This is a genomic window from Ruegeria sp. CH5 (assembly GCF_056537025.1).
Genome location: NZ_JBQFQT010000001.1, coordinates 303,875 through 320,768 on the forward strand (window position 1 = coordinate 303,875; position 16,894 = coordinate 320,768).

Sequence of the window (16,894 nt, forward strand, 5' to 3'; positions counted from 1 at the left end):
TATCGGAATGCCGACAGCCTCACGTCTTGTTGCCGCGCTCAGTCTCATGGTGGTGGCTTTCCTTGTGTCCGGCATGATCATCGACAACGGCGAAGAGGGAAAGGACTACGGCTACTTTACCTATGTGAACCTGGTCCTTGGTTTTTTGTGTGGTTGGGTCATCATGGGCAAACGGGCTGGCCGCGGCTGGACTGCAGCCGTGAACAATGGCCTGACCGGAGTGGTTTCTCTGGTGTTTTGGGGCCTGTTCGTCCAGGGCACGTACGAGATGTTCCGGCTTGCGATGCGTCACCGCTATGACGGGCCATTCGAGGCATTGCTGGCCATTTTCCAGATCGGTGTGGATTTCGGCAAGCAACTGATCTCGCCCGAGATCATCGCGACCTTGGCGATTGGTGCTCTGCTGTCCGGCCTGTTTACCGAAGGCGCCTCGCGGCGCTGGAACTGACGCCCTAGTCACGAGACTACGATGACCAATCTGTTTTTTTACGGCACATTGCGGTATTTGCCGCTGCTTGAACTTGTTTTGGGTCGCTCGGGACAGGATCTTGCGGCCGAGCCGGCGATGCTGCCGGACCATGCGGTTCACGCGGTGCAGGACCAGGCCTTTCCGATGATCCTTGAGGTGCCCGGCGCAGCGGCACAGGGTATCTTGGTGCAGAACCTATCTACGCAAGACATTGAACGGTTGGCCTTCTACGAAGGTGGGTTCGACTATGACCTGCATGTCAAAGAGGTCGTCCTTGAGGGCGGATCGCCCGTTTCCGCCCAAGTCTTCTTTCCCGCCCCCGGGTTATGGACGCCGGCCGATCCCTGGTCATTGGAAAAGTGGGTGTCAGAGTGGGGTGCGATGACCCTTTTGGCTGCGGATGAGGTCATGGGGTATTTCGGCAAGGTCGATGCCTCTCGGATCGCGCGCAGCTTTCCCGCCATTCGTACCCGGGCGTGGGCCAAGCTTGCGGCGCAGCAACGGAGAACCGGGGGTGGTCGCAGTGTCCACGATGATGTGATCGTGCACCGCCACACGCGCGCATACATCGACTATTTCGGGATGGAAGAAATCGAACTGCAGCACCGCCGATACGATGGATCGATGGGGCCGGTTCTGAATCGGAATGGCTTGATGCAGGGTGCTGCGGTCGTGGTGCTGCCGTATGATCCCCTGCGCGATACGGTCCTTCTGGTTGAGCAGTTCCGAACCCCCGTATTTTTGATCGATGACCCCGAGCCTTGGATGTGGGAGCCGGTTGCCGGCATGATCGACCCCGGAGAAAGCCCGGAACAGGCGGCCCACCGAGAAGCCATGGAGGAGGCGCAGGTGTCGTTCTCGCGGCTCGAATATGCAGGTGGCGCCTATTCTTCGAGCGGTTCGTCAACCGAATACATCCACCTCTATGTTGGGATTGGAGACGTCACCGCCTCGATCAACAATGGTGGCTTAGCGACCGAGGGGGAGGACATTCGCAGCAGGATTCTGCCATATGTCGAATTCATGGATATGGTTGACCGGCATGTCTTCAAGGACCTTCCTCTATTGTCCCTGGCGCATTGGTTGGCACGCAACCGCGATCGGCTGCGGGGATGACTATCCCGCCTTGTGGTCGGCGCAGGGCACCTGTACATCTGCGAAAACGCCATTTTACAAGAGGGTGCCATGCGCATTGCACGAGACCTTGCTGACGCTGTAGGAAAAACTCCGTTGATCCGGCTGCGCCGTGTCAGCGAAGAAACCGGGTGCGAAATCCTTGGGAAGGCCGAGTTCATGAACCCCGGGCAGTCGGTCAAGGATCGCGCGGCGCTGTTCATCATTCGCGACGCCATTGCGCGCGGCGATCTCAAGCCTGGCGGGACGATTGTCGAGGGGACGGCGGGGAACACGGGCATCGGTCTGGCGCTGGTCGGCGCGTCGATGGGGTTCAAAACCGTGATCGTCATCCCGGAAACCCAATCCGAAGAGAAGAAGGACATGCTGCGCCTCGCCGGGGCTCAATTGGTTCAGGTTCCCGCTGCACCTTACCGGAATCCCAACAATTTTGTGCATTACTCGCGGCGGCTGGCCGAGCAGTTGGCCAAGACCGAACCCAATGGTGCGATTTGGGCAAACCAGTTCGACAACGTCGCGAACCGTCAGGCACATGTCGAGACCACTGGGCCGGAAATCTGGGAGCAGACCGACGGCAAGGTCGATGGATTCATTTGCGCGGTCGGATCGGGCGGAACGCTGGCCGGTGTGGCCGAGGCTTTGCAGCCCAAGGGCGTCAAGATCGGTATCGCCGATCCGATGGGTGCGGGTCTCTATTCCTATTATACGACGGGTGAAATCGCGATGGAGGGTGGCTCGATCGCCGAGGGGATCGGCCAGGTCCGCATCACCAAAAACCTTGAAGGGTTCAAGCCCGACCACGCCTACCAGATTACGGACAACGAAGCGTTGCCCTATATCTTCGATCTTCTGCGCGAAGAGGGGTTGGTCATGGGTGGGTCCACCGCAATCAACATTGCCGGCGCCGTGAGGCTGGCCAAGGAAATGGGTCCGGGTCACACCATCGTCACCGTGTTGTGCGACTATGGCACGCGCTACCAGTCGAAACTGTTCAACCCCGACTTCCTGCGTGAAAAAGAGTTGCCGGTTCCAGAGTGGATGACCGAGGCCCCGCGCAGCATACCGGGTGTTTTTGAGGACGTATGATGCTGCGGCAGTTTCTCGTTTTACTGGCATTTGCGTTTGTGGTCGCATTTGGCGTCGCAGGCGGAGCCTCGGCGCAGCTGACCGACCGTCAGAGCGAGTACTACCAGGGATGGCTCAGCACCGCCGAGCGTGCCGAGAAGGTGATCGAAGCCAATCGAGCATCGAATGCCTCGATGGAGAAATTGCGCACTGAAATAAGTGGTTATCGGGACGACTTCAATCGCGCCCGAAGTGCGAACACGGATCGCATTCAAACGCTGGAAAGCCAGCTCAAGGCATTGGGGCCCAAACCCGATGACGGATCTTCGGAACCCGAAGACATCGCAAGCTTGCGAGAGAACCTCGAGCAGCAACTTAACAGCCTGAAGGTGCCGCGGATCATCTCGGAAGAGGCCTACAGCCGTGCCAACGGCCTGATCAGCGAAATTGACAAGATCATCCGTGAACGGCAGCGGAAAGAGTTTCTTGAGCGCGGGCCATCGCCGCTCAACCCGGCGCATTGGGCGCCTGCTTGGGTGGACGTAACCGAAGCTGGCCGTGCATTGATGAACGAGACGAAGGCCAACATGCGTTCGGCCGTTGTCCGTGAAAAGCTGAAAGAGAGCGGACTTGCCATCGGTATTCTGCTCGCGGTGGCCGCGATCCTGCTGTTGTTCGGGCGATCATGGTCAGAGAAAGCTGGGGACTATCTGCGGCGGTTCGGAGGCTCCGGGCGTGGCGTATGGACATTCGTCGTGTCGCTGTTCCGGATCATCCTGCCATGGTTCGGGGTTGCCATTATCGTTCAGGCCGTGGTCATGACCGGAGTGCCGGGGTTGCGCGGCACATTGCTGATCCAGGAAATTCCGTATTGGGCCGCGATCATCCTGTTTTACGATTGGATCGGCCGTCAGGTCTATTTGATGGGCGAAGAACGGGGTTTCAAAGTCCTGTCGGCAAATACGATCAAGGAACTGCGGGTTTATCTGGATCTGCTCGCGCTGATGCTGATCCTGCATGAACTGGGCCAATTGTTCGAACGGATCGAAAACACGTCCGAGGCTACTCGCGCCGTCGTCAGCTTCCCGGTGATACTCGTGACAGCCCTGTTGCTGCTGCGGATCCGCCAAATCCGCCGCCCCGAAGGTTCCGAGGACGAGACTGAGCAGGGCCAGTCAGCACGGGCTGCCGGGTTCAGTCAACTGGTCGAGTTGCTCCGTCGGGCGCTGTTTTTCCTGGGCATCGCAAGCGTTGTCCTGGCTGCCATTGGCTATACCAATGCCGCCGAAGCGATCGTGTTCCCATCGGTCAAAACGCTGGTCCTGATAACGGCCATCGTCATCTTCCAGCGGTTCATCAGCTCGATCTATGGCTGGCTGACGGGGCAGGGCGACGCGGCCAGCGACTCGTTGTTCTCGGTGCTGGTCGGGTTCGTTCTGGCCATTCTGTCGTTGCCCATACTGGCGCTGTATTGGGGCGCGCGCGACTCGGACCTGCGCGAGGCGTGGTCCCGGCTTCTGATGGGTTTTGACATCGGCGGCGTGACGGTCTCGCCCAGCAACTTCCTGACTTTCGTGGCTGTGTTTGCGATCGGTTACATGCTGACCCGACTGCTGCAGAGCGGTTTGCGTAACTCATTGCTGCCAAAAACCAGCATCGATCCGGGTGGGCAGAACGCGATCGTCGCAGGAACGGGCTATGTGGGAATTTTCCTTGCGGCGCTGGCCGCGATCATTGTCGCGGGCTTTGATCTGTCGTCACTGGCGATCGTCGCGGGTGCGTTGTCTGTGGGTATCGGTTTCGGATTGCAGACAATCGTGTCGAACTTTGTATCGGGCATCATCCTGTTGGTCGAACGGCCGGTTGCCAAGGGGGACTGGATCGATGTCAACGGGATGATGGGTTATGTACGCGACATCTCAGTACGCTCGACACGGGTGGAAACCTTTGACCGGACCGATGTGATCGTTCCGAACTCGGACCTGATCAGCGGTGTGGTGACCAACTATACCCGCGGCAATACCATCGGACGGGTCATCGTTCCGGTTGGCGTCGCCTATGGGACCGACACCCGAAAGGTCGAGAAGATCCTGGGCGAAATCGCGAATGCGCATCCGATGGTTTTGGCCAACCCGGCACCCAACGTCGTGTTCCAGGGGTTTGGCGCGGACTCGCTGGATTTCGAAATCAGAGCGATCCTGCGCGACGTGAACTGGGTGCTGTCCGTAAAGTCGGACATGAACCACGAAATCAACCGGCGCTTCACCGAAGAAGGGATCGAGATTCCATTCGTACAGCGCGATCTCTGGCTTCGCAACCCCGAGGTTCTGGTGCAACCGGCCAACAAAGCAGCGAAGCCCCAACAGCCGGATCAACAGGAACCTGTGAAGACCGACGACTCAAGCTCGGCGCCGATGGGCCTGACCGAGGCGGACATGGACGGAGACAACGGCGAAGAGCTGTAGTCAGAGGACTACAGTACCATCTCGCCGGCTGGCCGAGACTGAAGCGACCCCGCTCATTCGCTTGGGGTGGGGGGGCTTCAGGCAACTTGCGTATCCCTTGGATTTCCGCGCAATCGGCCCTTGCAAATCCCTGTTCGTTGGTCCAAATATCGCCGGCACGGAGAGGTGGCCGAGTGGTCGAAGGCGCACGCCTGGAAAGTGTGTAGGCGGGAAACCGTCTCCAGGGTTCGAATCCCTGTCTCTCCGCCATTCACCTTGAATACCCACAGTTTTTGCGTACCGCGCGGGATCGGCCGTTCTTTGACCCGGGCATGTTGGGCGAACATGTGTTGTGCGCTGGGATCCGTACTGCCGGGCGGTGAGGGGTGGTACCGGGACTGTTACGTATCGGGGAACTGCACGGCCAGTTCTGTGCTTTTGGGAACGGCTTGGCAGGTCAGAACTTCACCGCGTGCGATGTCGTTCTGATCGAGGGCCATGTGCGCCCGCATTTGAACCTGACCCTCTGTCCGATTTGCGCGGCATGCGCCGCAGACGCCTGACTGGCAGCTGAAGGGCGGCGCCAGTCCCGCTGCAATGGCGGCCTCCAGGATCGTTTGCCCGGCCTCAATGGGCACATCGTGGGTTTCCCCATCAAGCGTCACCCTCGCTGTGGCCGCCATGCCCGACTGGATCGTGTCCTGAGCTGGGTTGGCGCCGAAGCTTTCCATGTGGATGCGAGCATCGGGCACATCCAGTGCGTTCAGCGCTGCCCGGACGTCTGAGTTCATGCTGCCAGGGCCGCAGATCCAATACTGGACGTCCTGCGCGATGGGGGGTGACTCTTCGATTGCGGCCTTGATCGCATCCGAGTCAACGCGTCCGGTTCGCCAGGGGCTGAACCAGCTCAACAGCGATCGGGCAGACAAGACATGGCGCAGGGTGAACCGGTATGGGTTGGCCTCGACGAGGGCGTCCAGCGTTTCCCGAAACAGAATCTCATTCTCGGACCGGTTGCCGTAGATTAGATGGGCGACGGAATGTGGCTCGTGGTCAAGCACGGCTCGGATCATCGCATAAAGCGGAGTCAACCCGCTGCCCGCGCCAAAAAAGTAGTGCGTGCGTCGTGCAGTTGCGTTGGGTTCCAGCGTGAAGCGGCCAAAGGGTGGCATCGCCTCGACCGCATCTCCGGCGCGCAGGGTGTCGCCGATATGGTTCGACACCAATCCTTCGGAAACGCGTTTCACGGTGATCCGCAGCGCTTCGTCTGGCGGGTTTGAGATGGTGTAGCAGCGTCGCTGCTCTTTCCCGCTCAGGCCGAAGCGCAGTGTCAGATGTTGGCCGGGGGACCAGCGAAACAGCTCAGTCAGGGCTGGTGGTACGTCCAGCACGACGGTGGTTGCTTCGCCACCGATTTCAGGCCGGATTTCAGCCACGGACAAGGGGAAGAATTTGCGGGTCACGAGTGGTCCTTTCCCGAGCAAAAGACGGCCATCTTCAGTCAGCGATAATCCATGGTGGTGTGCAGTGCGCGGATCACCCATTTTCGGCCTTTGCGCGTCAGCGAAAAGCGGTCGGTTTGAGCCATCGTACCTGCGTGACCCTGCCAGTCGTACTTGACTGTGGTGACCGCTGTTGCCGTGGCGCTGCCCGGCTCTTCCGTGATCACGATCCGCGGGGGTGAGCGCTCTGTTTCCACATACCCCTGCAGCTCTGGGACAGGTTCAAAGCCGGGGTCGCCCTTTCGCTGGGCCCAATCGGCCACCGAATAGCTAAAGTGATCATCCGGCTGGCCCTGACCATATTTTACGGTGATCGTGTGGATCGCTTCGGGATCCCAGTCGCTCCACGCGATCTGAGAGTTGGGGACAGATAGCTGACGTTCGGCAACCGCCTTCGGGTCGCTGCCGGGCGCGGCGAGAGCCAGTCCGCCTGCCAGGGCGATCCCAACCAAGCTGGCAAGAATGCGAAGTCTCACAGGATGACCTTTGGGTTCTAGGCAGTTGGGCGCGGGATGATTGGTGCCGGCCCAGGGATGGCGTTTGGGGAGAGTGTTTTGGGCCTGGTCATGTCTCGGCCTCAGCTTTCGTCATGAAGTCCATAACAACTTGCTGATGCTGCAAAACCGGGCCTTCTCCGACAGAGGCGGGGCCGACTTCAAACAACGGGCTTGCCAAGGATTTCTGTTGCTGTTCGCAGGCATAGACATCTTCGGTCGTGAAATCGCCCGAGGCCATCGGGTCATCGTTGCCCAACGCATCGTCGCCTTTGTATTTCGGGCCACCGAAGTCACGCCAGAACGCACAAGATGACCATTGCTGCCGCGAGTACTCCCATGCCGACGCGCTGGCCAATCTGGTTCGGTTCTCCACGCGTGTTCGGTCGGGCGCGAGTGGCGTGATGATGAAGATGTTCCAGCTGTCTTCACTGCCTGCCAAGCCAATGCCCGGAAACAGCATCGGCACCCAGGCGCCAACATTCGGTTTCGGGATTACCCGCGGAGTGGGCAGGTTTTTCTCGAGCGTGCGGGCATAGTCTGACGAGGGCGGCTCCCAAAAATGATAGTGTGGACCTTTCCAGCCATATTCTGCGCGACCATGGTCATACATGTGCAGCGTGTTCGAATGCAGGTGGCTCAGGTGGTAGACGTCGATGTAGTTCTCAACAACGATCTTCCAGTTGGCGCGGATCTCATAGCTTTGGCGGGCTTCGCCGTATTCGACCAATTCTTCGGGCTTGTGCCGGCCCAGCAGCGGATCCACGGGCCCGAACCACTCCGCAAGGCTCGGCGCCTGCGGGTCAGGGTGCACGAAGATCATCCCGCGCCAGAGATCGACGCTTGCGGGTTTCAACCCGAGGCAAGATTTGTCGATGCCGTCAGGATATTCGCGGTTTTCATCCGGGACCGAGATCAGGTTGCCTTCCAGATCGTAGGTCCAATCGTGATAGGGGCAGGTCAGTGCCTTCTGTGTTTTGCCCACTGCACGGATCAATTGGGTTCCGCGGTGACGGCAGATGTTGTGGAACGCCCGCAGCCGACGGTCGCGCCCCATTACGACGAAGATGTTGTGCAAACCTGCCTGGACCGAGATGTAATGTCCGGGCTCGGGTACATCCTCGGCAAACCCGGCATATCGCCAGGTGCGAGAGAAGATCAGTTCTTGCTCGCGGCCGTACCAGTCCTGCGCTGTATAGGCAGAGGCGGGAAGCCGGTGATACATTCGTGTCATGAAAACCTCTCAGACCAGTCAGGCCGGATAGTCGGCCGGTGCGATGTCGGCGGTAACCATCAGGCCGCCGAAGACCATCCAAAGAACAGTAACGGTCCAGAACAGGAGTGGATCGGTTTCGCGGTTGACGGTATTGATCAGGAAAGCTTGGCCGCTGCGGATCGACGGTATGGCCCACCAGAGGAATACCAGCCCCCAGGGCCATTGGAGCCCCAGCCATGTGGCCACCAAAAGAACGGGTAGGGCTGCGTAGTTGATCAGTCTGGGGAGATTGATCATGCGTCACTCTCCAAGCTTGCAAGCAACGCCAGCGCCGCCGCTTTCAGATCGTCGCGCCACTGAGTTGGCGGTGAAATCGGGACAAGCGCGTCGATGTTCTGAGCGCAAGCGGTTACTCCATGGGCGACGGCCCGAATGCGTTCGGGAGGTGCCGATGGATAGGCGCGGGCCAGATTGCCTTCGATGACGGCCAGAAAGTCGGCGTAGCTTTGGGTCAGTTTGGGGCCCAGGTCAGGAATGCGTTCTGCGGCCGTTGCCAAAGCCTGCCAAGCCAGCATCAGGCGGGGATCATGGCCGTGCCCGTCGTCAAACAGGGCATCAATCAACTCAGATGGCTCACCCTGCGACCCGAAGTGAACCGAGACCGCCTCTGTAACTTCGGCAAAAGCGTTGATCACGTGGTCTGCCAATGCCGCCGTCATGTCATCCCGGTTTCCCAAGTAGTGGCGCAACAAGGGCCGTTTGACACCAGCCTCCGCCGCGATGCGTTCTTGTGTTGCGCCTTCCAATCCGAAACGGGCCACACAGGTCAGATAGGCATCGAGTATTTCAGCGGATCGTTGGTCTTTGAGCGTGGGCCGGGGCATTGGGGCTCCTTTGTTGTCAGTTTTGACAAATAACTACAGCGGATAAGTTGTCAATAATGAAAATTAACAAAGCAGGGTTGAAGACAGGCCAAAATCAGCCTGTCCCTGCTCAGGATTTGGCATAATGGGATGGTCGTCCGTGTCGGGTCTCGTCAGATCATACGACCGTTTCGCGCAACTGCGTCCGCGACGACGTTCTCCCACGCGGAGTAGACCCTCTCTGGAGAAAGAAGCGCCCTTAACTCATCGGATTCGTTTGCCATCCCCGCGCGGGCTGTCGGGTCATTGATCAGACGAATGGCGGCTTCTGCCAATCCGGTTACGTCGCCGGTCGGTACCAGATAGCCATTTCGCCCGTGGCGGATGAATTCGGACGGACCATAGTCACAATCGAATGAGACGACCGGGATCCCGCTGACGACAGCTTCGGCGACAACATTGTGAAACCCTTCATACAGCGAAGACCCAACCACGATATCGGCGTCGTTTGCCCATTCTCCGACCCGGGCCGTATTGCCGGGCAAATGAACGCAACCCTCAAGACCGAGAGACTTGCGCAACCGCTCGAGTGGGGGACGCTCGGGGCCTTCACCATAGATCGTCAGGGTGGTCCATGGGCACTCGGCATGGATCTTGGCCATGGTCTCCAGAAGAAGGTGAAAACCTTTCTGCGGCACCAGGCGACCAACCGAGACCAGGTGACGCGCTTTTTCGGAGTTCGACACCTGCGCCCTTGTGAAGGGCTCGATCGGGTTTGGTATGACCCGACCGCGACGGCGGAGCGGGCCAGGCAGATCCTCCAGACCTTTTTGTGTCAATGCAACGACAGCCTTCGACCTTCGGCCCAGAACGGATTGCAATCGTGCCCATCCGGGGTGTGCGTCCTGTAGACGTGGGTTGTTCCGTTCCGAAATGATGACCGGCAGCTTGGAGTCCAATGTGGCGATCAGGGTAACTACATTCACTTTGGTCAGAAACGAAATCACGACATCGGGGCGTAGGTCGCGAATGACCGAACGTAGGTGCGTGATCCTGTTCAACTGTCCGCGCCTGCCTGATAGCGCACTGGTCCGCACTTTTTCATTCATCGAGAAATAGGGACCGTTTTCCGGCATGCTGAACGCCGTTGCGTGAACCTCGCAACCGCGTTCCACGAAATGGTTCGACAACATGGCGATGACTTTTTCCGCACCACCCGGACCGAACCCTGCCTGCACAAAAAGCAGCTTTAAACCATTCAACGACACAGTCCCCCGCCGAAAATGGTAATTTACGCAGGGTAATTGAGCAAGCTTGAGATGATCTTTGCCAGAAATGTGCGTAAAAGCTGGCGGCAATTGCCGAAATCCGGCCGATTGGATCGCAAAGCGTGTTGTCAGAGCAGCAGGTGTTCGAACCGGTTACTTGCTGTGGCCTGTCATGTCGTACAGGGCTGAAATCTGTTCGGCGCTCAGCTGGCGAGGGTTCAGGCCTCGGGTCAGCAGGGCGAGTTTTGCGGTTTCCTCCAGTTCTTCCATTGCGAAACTGGCCGCCCAGATGTCTTTGCCGGCAACCACAGGGCCATGATTGGCCAGCAGCACCGCGCTGCGCTGTCCAGCCAGTCCCCGGACCGCGTTGCCCATTTCAGGGTCGCCGGGCAGGAAGAATGGCAGCAATTTCACCCGACCGACCCGAATGATTGAATACGGGGTCAGCGGCGGCAGAACGTCCTCGGGGTCAACTTCGGGAAGCATGGACCAGGCCACCGAATGCGTCGAGTGGAGGTGGACCACAGCCCCGGTCTGCTGCCTTGTGTCGTAGAAGGCCGAGTGCAGCGGGACTTCCTTGGTCGGTAAGTCGCCATCAATGTGCTGAAACCGGGCATCCAGATGGCTGATCCGCGCCGGGTCGAGAAACCCCATCGAACTGCCGGTCGGCGTAACCAGGATCGTTCCGTCGGTCAGCCGGGCCGAGATGTTGCCCGACGCACCGCAGGTCAGTCCCCGGTCGAACATCGACTTTGCAAGCAGACAGATTTCTTCCCGCAGCTTCGCCGCCTCGCTCATTGTTGTTGCTCCATTCTGTTCAAGGCGTCCGCAAAGAAATCGGGGCCGCCGAAATTGCCCGATTTCAGAGCCAGTGCAATGGACGGGGTGCCGGGCAGGAGTACCATGGGAACGCCGGCGGCCAAGCGGGGGCCGATCTGCAACTGCTGCGCGCGCAGACCCTGGACAACCGCGCCCGAAGTCTCACCCCCAGCAATGACCATCCGTCGGAAGCCCGCGGCCCGCAGGCTGCGGGAGAGATCGGAGAACAGGTTTTCGATCGCTGCAGATGCCTTTTCCTTGCCGAAGGAGTCCTGTGCTTGCCTCACGACTTGTGGATCGGCCGAAGAATAGATCAGCGGCGGTTGTTTCTGCTCGAGCGCCCAGTTGACCAATTCTTCCACCGAGATCGAGCCGCTGACCGCGTCCCGCGCGGTGACCTCACGGTGTGGGGCGACGTCCCGGAAGCGCGCGACTTGCTCTCGGGTGGCGCGGCTGCAGGATCCTGACAGCACGATGCCGGGCCCGGACACTCCGTCCCACTGTGGGTGTCGCGGTGCGAACCCAAAATTTGCCGGCAACCCAAGCGCGATCCCGGACCCGCCGCAAAGGAGCAGGGTATCACGGGCAGCCTTGCCGATTTCCAGCAGGTCTGCGTCGCGGATTGCGTCGACGATCGTATGACCTTTGGGAGGCAGGGCAGACCGAATGGCCGCAGCCCCCTGCATGACCAACAAGGCGGCCACATGATGGACCGGACGGGCGGACTGAGCGGCCAGCAGACGCCGGAGATCAGGGTCGGTCATCGGAGTCAGTGGATGGTTCTGCATGCCGCTTTCATTCAACAGCTTGTCCTGCACGAACAGGTGCCCTTGGTAAACACTGCGCCCATTTTCGGGAAAAGCCGGACAGACGATCGTGGTCGGAGCGTTCAGCCTTTCCGTCAGCGCATCCAGAACCGGACCGATATTGCCCTTTGCGGTGCTGTCGAAGGTCGAACAGACCTTGAAGACGATTTGCTGCGCACCTTGGGATAGCAGCCAGTCACAGGCTGCCAGACTGTCGCGCACCGCCTCGTCAACCGGGGCCGTGCGTGACTTGAGCGCAACCACGGCCGCATCCAGATCCTGGTCCGTGTGGCCCTTTGGGATGCCAACAAACTGGCTGACGCGCATGCCGCCCTCAGCGAGGGTCAGGCCAATGTCGGATGCGCCGGTGAAATCATCGGCAATGACTCCGATCTTCATAGTCTGATCTCTCTGATTGGCCCCGTGTCCAAACGGTTGATGTGGTCGGCTGGTCCCGGGGGAAAAACGGACCGGACCAGCGGATCGTGGCCCGGGATGATCAGGCCGGGGGCGGACGCGAGGCTTTGCAGCTTGTCAAAGCCGTCCAGCATGTCCTGCAGGTCGACCACAATGGGAAATGGTTTTCGGGCCATGAAGTTCTCGTAGTAATGCGATGCGTCCGAGGCCAAAACCATCCAGCCGCTGGCAGTCCGGACACGTACGCATTGCAGCCCGCGGGAGTGGCCGCCGATGCAATGGACCGTGACTCCGTCAGCCAACTCGGCGTCGCCGTCATGGAAAACCACTTTGCCGGAATAAAGCCGCTTGACCGCCTCGCAGATATGACCGGCCGAAAATGGCGCGCGCAGAGTGTCGTGACACATGCAGGGACCCGTGGCAAAGGCCATCTCGGCCGCCTGCATATGCAACGTGGCGTTTGGAAACAGGTGCAGACCCCCTGCGTGGTCATAGTGCAGGTGCGTGACGATCACTTGCTGAATGGCCTCTGGCGCGATCCCGAATGGCCGCAAGGCATCACGTGGATCCATGGCAATAGGACGTCCGCGGCTCAGCCCTTCGTCGGTGTCATATCCGGTATCCACCAGAATGACCTGCGTGCCGCGCTTGAGCAGCCACAAGTAGTAGTCCATGGCATGAGGGGCAGCGTGATCGTCATCCAGTATGAAACTGTCGGCGCGGGTGCGGGCATTTCTGTCCGCATATTTGATGGCATAGACTTCCCAGTCGTTCATCGCATGACCTCGGAGAACGTGTTGACCTGCTTTCGGACCACCATATCCGAAACTGCCAGATCGAATGTCTTGAAATGCGGACTGTCCAAGTGGATCCTGAACGCTTCGGCGTTCGAGTAGATCTCATACAAAAAAACGATGGCCGGATCGTCCCCTGCGCAGACGTCGAATTGGAGGCACCCGGGCTCGTAGCTCAACGACATGCGCGCGTTGTCCAGCATCAGAGGCAGGAAACGATCGCGTGTCCCGGGCTTCAACTCGAAGGTTACGGTGACGGCATACATCAGGCGGGCGCTCCTTTCAGACGGGCGAACAGGCGTTTGACCGGAGGCAATTGGCTGAGGATCAGCGCCACGTTCAACACCAGCAGAATTGCTGCTCCGGGTCGAGAAACGAATACCGACAGATCGCCATCCGACAGGAACAGTGACCGGCGGAATGTCTCGTCGAACAACCCACCAAGGATGACGCCAATGACCAGCGGCGCAATCGGATACTTCATCAGGTTCATGAAATACGCCACGAAGCCGACCCCCAGCATAAGGTAAAGGTCATTGACCCCGCCCCCCACACTGAATGACCCAATCGTGGTCAGAACCATCACGACGGGCAAGAAAACGGTTTGCGGGATTTTGAGAATCTTGATGAAGACCCGCGCGGTGAAAAGGCCCATCAGGAACATCGTCAACGATGCCAGCACCAGGATGGCCACGACCCGCAAGATGATTTCGGGGTCGATCGTAGGGCCGGGGATGACGTTGTTGATTTTGAACGCCCCCAGCAGCGCGGCCGCGGGTGGTGAGCCGGGGATGCCCAGCACCAACAGGGGGATCAGTGCGCCGCCGATACAGGCGTTGTTGGCTGTCTCTGAACACAAAAGCCCGTCCAGTGAACCTTTGCCGAAGTTCTTCCCATCCTTCGAAACGGTTTTGCCGACACCGTAGCTGACCCATCCGGCAACATCCTCGCCGACGCCCGGCAGGGCACCAACGCCGGTGCCGATCACGCCGGACCTGCCGATGGTGGGCAGGTGACGGCGGACCGTCGAGAGATTTGGCAGGATCGAGCCTTTCAGAGCCATGACCTTGCCGGCTTCGACATGGCGCAGGCCTTCGATGATCTGAGGGATCGCGAAGGCCCCCATGAGAACGGGCACCACCTGGAACCCGCTCAGCATGTAGGACCAGCCGAAAGTGTAGCGGGGTTCGGACAGCAAGGGGTCAAGTCCGACCATGGCCATGGCAAGCCCGATCAGACCGGATATCCACCCTTTGAGTACCAGGTCCTCGCTCATGAGCGTGCCAGACAGAAGGATACCGAACAGGGCCAGTAGCGCCTTTTCCGGGCTTGCGATATTCTTTGAAACAAGCAGCAGTGCCCAGACGAAGATCAGGAGCGTGAGTGTGCCGATGATGGTCCCGATGAAACTGGCCGTCGTCGTCAATCCAAGGGCCTCACCGCCGCGTCCGGCCTTGGCAAGTGGGTGACCGTCCATTGCGGTGGCGGCGCTGGCGGCGGTGCCGGGGATGTTCAGCAGGATCGAGGGATAGGACCCGCCGTAAATCGCCCCCACATAAGCGCCCAGCAGCGCGATCAAAGAGTAATCCAGCGGGATCTTGTTGCCGAAGAAACCGGTCAGAATGGTCACGGCAAGGGTCGCAGTCAGGCCGGGCAGAGCACCGAATGTGATGCCCAGAAAGACCGAGAAAACCAGATAGAGATAGGTCAGCGGATCGGCGACCAGCGCAGCGAAGGCATGGCCGAAACCCGCCAGCTGAGACAAGACGAACTCCATGGTCTTAGCCTTTCCAGATCGGGCGGAGCGTCACGTAGTAGTGGTACTCGATTTGTTGAAACAGCAGGCCACCGCGCGCCGGAACATTCTGGCGAAATCCGAAGGCCATGGCGCAAACCAGGGTAAACGGCGCGAGGATGGCTGTGTAGGGAACAACCCGCAAAAGCCGCTCGGACCGGGCCTTGACCAAAACCGGGATCGTCAGGGCAACCCATATGCCCAACGTGATCCAGTCGTCCGCATGTGCGTTCCAGTCGGCTTGAGCAGGGTAGAGCAACCGGGACGTGAACCCAGCCAGGCAAACGGCGCCGCAGGCGATCATCGCGCGCCGCGGGTGCCCACCGTAATACCCAAATATGAGAGCGGTAATCAGAAGGCCGGAACACAGGATGAAATCGACGCGCGGCACCAGCCCGCCCACATAGGCCAGAAGGATCAGGCCAATGGTGGAAAAGCGAAATGCTTCGTCAGGGTTCCAGCCGATGCCAGCCGCACCAAGGGCGTGCCGCGCCCCGCCGGACCGGACCGAGATCACGAACAGCGCGATCGAGAGGCACAACAGGCCCACAAAGATGAACAACGGAACAATGGCTGCCGAGTCGTACCATTGGGTACCGCTGACCCCCGCCTTGTTTTCTCCCCACAGGGGGATGTCCATGGTCTCCCACAGGAAGAACACTGATGTTGCCCCCAAAACCAGCGACGCCCAGAAATCCCGTGCGCGCAGGACCAGAATGTCCTCAGCCTTTTCCAACGTTGCCCTCCCGTGCAAAAAAGGGGCGCGGAACCGCGCCCCCAAGATCGTTTGTCGCTCAGGGCTTCTCGATGCCCAGAGAGGCCGGATCGACGGTCGTCGCACCCAAATCTTGCAGGGTGTATGCAAAGGTGGATTCCAACGTCGAGAACAGCTTCTGCGCCTCGGGTCCGTACTGTCCGCCGATGTCATAATTGTTTGCCGCGGCCCAATCGGCCACGGCCTGCGAGGCCATGGCTTTCTGGAATGCTTCGGCCAGTTTTGCCTTTACATCGTCGCTTGCCGAATTGTGGACCGCAAAGCCGATTGCCTGTTTCAGCGGCAAATATTGGTCGAGCCCGTCATAGATGCCAAAGGCCGAAGGAACGGTCATTCCCGCGATTTCCGCGTTTTCAGGTGTCAGCATCGCCAGCGGGCGCAACTGTCCGCCTTCGATCAGCGGGGCCTGTTCCGCCAGCGAGGTCACGACCAGCGCAACTTCACCGGCGATGGCGGCCTCTTGCCCCGGAGCTGAGCCTTTGTAGGGGACGAATTTGAACTCGGCGCCCGAGCCCTTTTCGATGGCCAGCAGGTTCAGGTGGTGGATGGATCCCGCACCCGAGGCTGCCGCGGGGATGGTTCCGGGCGCGGCCTTCGCCGCGTCCACCAACTCTTCAAGGCTGTTGTAGGGGCTGTCGGCGGGAACCGAGATCAAATCAGGCGAGCCGCCAACGATGAACGGATACCAGTAGTCGAACTTTTTGTCCCAGCCGCCCTGGACGGCGGCGGTCACGTTCGATTCGGAAAGTCCGACCAACGTATAGCCGTCATCAGGCTGGTTCATGGCGTAGACCATTCCGTTTGAACCCGCCACGCCTCCGGTCTGGTTGATCACGTTGATCGACACCGGCAGATGTTTCTCCATCTCGGCCATGATCATCCGGTTGATGGTGTCGGTACCGCCTCCGGCGCCCCAGACGACGGCGGTGGTAATGTCCCGGTACGGATATTCCTGTGCGCTGACGAGCCCTGCGGCACCTGCCGACATTAGGGCGGCCGCTGCCAACCTTGCGATTTTCGACTTCATCTTTTC

Annotated in this window: 17 protein-coding genes and 1 tRNA gene; 5 read left to right on the top strand and 13 right to left on the bottom strand. The window is 59.6% G+C overall.

Annotated features, from left to right (window positions below; all coding sequences use genetic code 11):
• Positions 1-7 precede the first annotated feature (7 nt).
• The 5 genes from ACR0JC_RS01425 (at position 8) to ACR0JC_RS01445 (ending at position 5,382) form a co-directional block, all read left to right on the top strand.
• Positions 8-448 (top strand): TrgA family protein, encoded by a 441-nt coding sequence (locus ACR0JC_RS01425; RefSeq protein ID WP_093961876.1) that lies wholly within the window; start codon positions 8-10, stop codon positions 446-448.
• A 21-nt stretch (positions 449-469) separates the two neighbouring features.
• A complete protein-coding gene (locus tag ACR0JC_RS01430; RefSeq protein ID WP_170339500.1) occupies positions 470-1,585 on the top strand; it encodes an NUDIX domain-containing protein in 1,116 nt (371 codons plus the stop codon).
• 69 nt (positions 1,586-1,654) lie between these two features.
• On the top strand, positions 1,655-2,689 hold the full coding sequence (locus ACR0JC_RS01435) for a cysteine synthase A (protein WP_170338935.1): 1,035 nt from the start codon (positions 1,655-1,657) through the stop codon (positions 2,687-2,689).
• Complete coding sequence (locus tag ACR0JC_RS01440) at positions 2,689-5,133, top strand: DUF3772 domain-containing protein (protein WP_170339497.1); 2,445 nt, start codon at positions 2,689-2,691, stop codon at positions 5,131-5,133. Before ACR0JC_RS01435 ends, ACR0JC_RS01440 begins: the two co-directional genes overlap by 1 nt.
• Before the next feature lie 159 nt (positions 5,134-5,292).
• A tRNA-Ser gene (locus ACR0JC_RS01445) sits at positions 5,293-5,382 on the top strand.
• Between the two features lie 131 nt (positions 5,383-5,513).
• Here ACR0JC_RS01445 and ACR0JC_RS01450 read toward each other — a convergent pair.
• From ACR0JC_RS01450 to ACR0JC_RS01510, 13 genes are all read right to left on the bottom strand, one after another.
• A complete protein-coding gene (locus ACR0JC_RS01450; RefSeq protein ID WP_170339487.1) occupies positions 5,514-6,575 on the bottom strand; it encodes a 2Fe-2S iron-sulfur cluster-binding protein in 1,062 nt (353 codons plus the stop codon).
• 38 nt (positions 6,576-6,613) lie between these two features.
• On the bottom strand, positions 6,614-7,066 hold the full coding sequence (locus tag ACR0JC_RS01455; protein ID WP_480763048.1) for a hypothetical protein: 453 nt from the start codon (positions 7,064-7,066) through the stop codon (positions 6,614-6,616).
• Positions 7,067-7,178: 112 nt separating this feature from the next.
• The gene (locus ACR0JC_RS01460) at positions 7,179-8,342 is read right to left on the bottom strand and encodes an aromatic ring-hydroxylating oxygenase subunit alpha (RefSeq protein WP_170339483.1); all 1,164 of its coding nucleotides are present in this window, start codon (positions 8,340-8,342) and stop codon (positions 7,179-7,181) included.
• Positions 8,343-8,360: 18 nt separating this feature from the next.
• Complete coding sequence (locus tag ACR0JC_RS01465; protein ID WP_170339481.1) at positions 8,361-8,621, bottom strand: hypothetical protein; 261 nt, start codon at positions 8,619-8,621, stop codon at positions 8,361-8,363.
• Positions 8,618-9,208 carry a TetR/AcrR family transcriptional regulator gene (locus ACR0JC_RS01470; RefSeq protein WP_170339479.1) on the bottom strand — a complete coding sequence of 197 codons (591 nt, stop codon included), beginning with the start codon at positions 9,206-9,208 and terminating at the stop codon, positions 8,618-8,620. Before ACR0JC_RS01470 ends, ACR0JC_RS01465 begins: the two co-directional genes overlap by 4 nt.
• Positions 9,209-9,360: 152 nt before the next feature.
• Positions 9,361-10,449 carry a glycosyltransferase family 4 protein gene (locus ACR0JC_RS01475; protein ID WP_170339477.1) on the bottom strand — a complete coding sequence of 363 codons (1,089 nt, stop codon included), beginning with the start codon at positions 10,447-10,449 and terminating at the stop codon, positions 9,361-9,363.
• A gap of 159 nt (positions 10,450-10,608) precedes the next feature.
• A complete protein-coding gene (gene otnC / locus ACR0JC_RS01480; protein WP_170339476.1) occupies positions 10,609-11,253 on the bottom strand; it encodes a 3-oxo-tetronate 4-phosphate decarboxylase in 645 nt (214 codons plus the stop codon).
• Positions 11,250-12,479, bottom strand: coding sequence for a 3-oxo-tetronate kinase (gene otnK, locus ACR0JC_RS01485; protein WP_170339474.1), 1,230 nt, complete (start codon positions 12,477-12,479; stop codon positions 11,250-11,252). Before otnK ends, otnC begins: the two co-directional genes overlap by 4 nt.
• Positions 12,476-13,273, bottom strand: a complete 798-nt coding sequence (locus tag ACR0JC_RS01490; RefSeq protein ID WP_170339472.1) for an N-acyl homoserine lactonase family protein — start codon at positions 13,271-13,273, stop codon at positions 12,476-12,478. Before ACR0JC_RS01490 ends, otnK begins: the two co-directional genes overlap by 4 nt.
• A complete protein-coding gene (locus tag ACR0JC_RS01495; RefSeq protein ID WP_170338916.1) occupies positions 13,270-13,557 on the bottom strand; it encodes a putative quinol monooxygenase in 288 nt (95 codons plus the stop codon). The genes ACR0JC_RS01490 and ACR0JC_RS01495 overlap by 4 nt, the downstream gene beginning before the upstream one ends.
• Positions 13,557-15,068, bottom strand: a complete 1,512-nt coding sequence (locus tag ACR0JC_RS01500) for a tripartite tricarboxylate transporter permease (RefSeq protein WP_170339470.1) — start codon at positions 15,066-15,068, stop codon at positions 13,557-13,559. The genes ACR0JC_RS01495 and ACR0JC_RS01500 overlap by 1 nt, the downstream gene beginning before the upstream one ends.
• A gap of 4 nt (positions 15,069-15,072) precedes the next feature.
• Positions 15,073-15,822: a hypothetical protein gene (locus tag ACR0JC_RS01505; RefSeq protein ID WP_170339468.1), complete on the bottom strand. Its 750-nt coding sequence runs from the start codon at positions 15,820-15,822 to the stop codon at positions 15,073-15,075.
• Between the two features lie 58 nt (positions 15,823-15,880).
• Positions 15,881-16,888, bottom strand: coding sequence for a tripartite tricarboxylate transporter substrate binding protein (locus ACR0JC_RS01510; RefSeq protein ID WP_170340069.1), 1,008 nt, complete (start codon positions 16,886-16,888; stop codon positions 15,881-15,883).
• Positions 16,889-16,894: the final 6 nt, after the last annotated feature.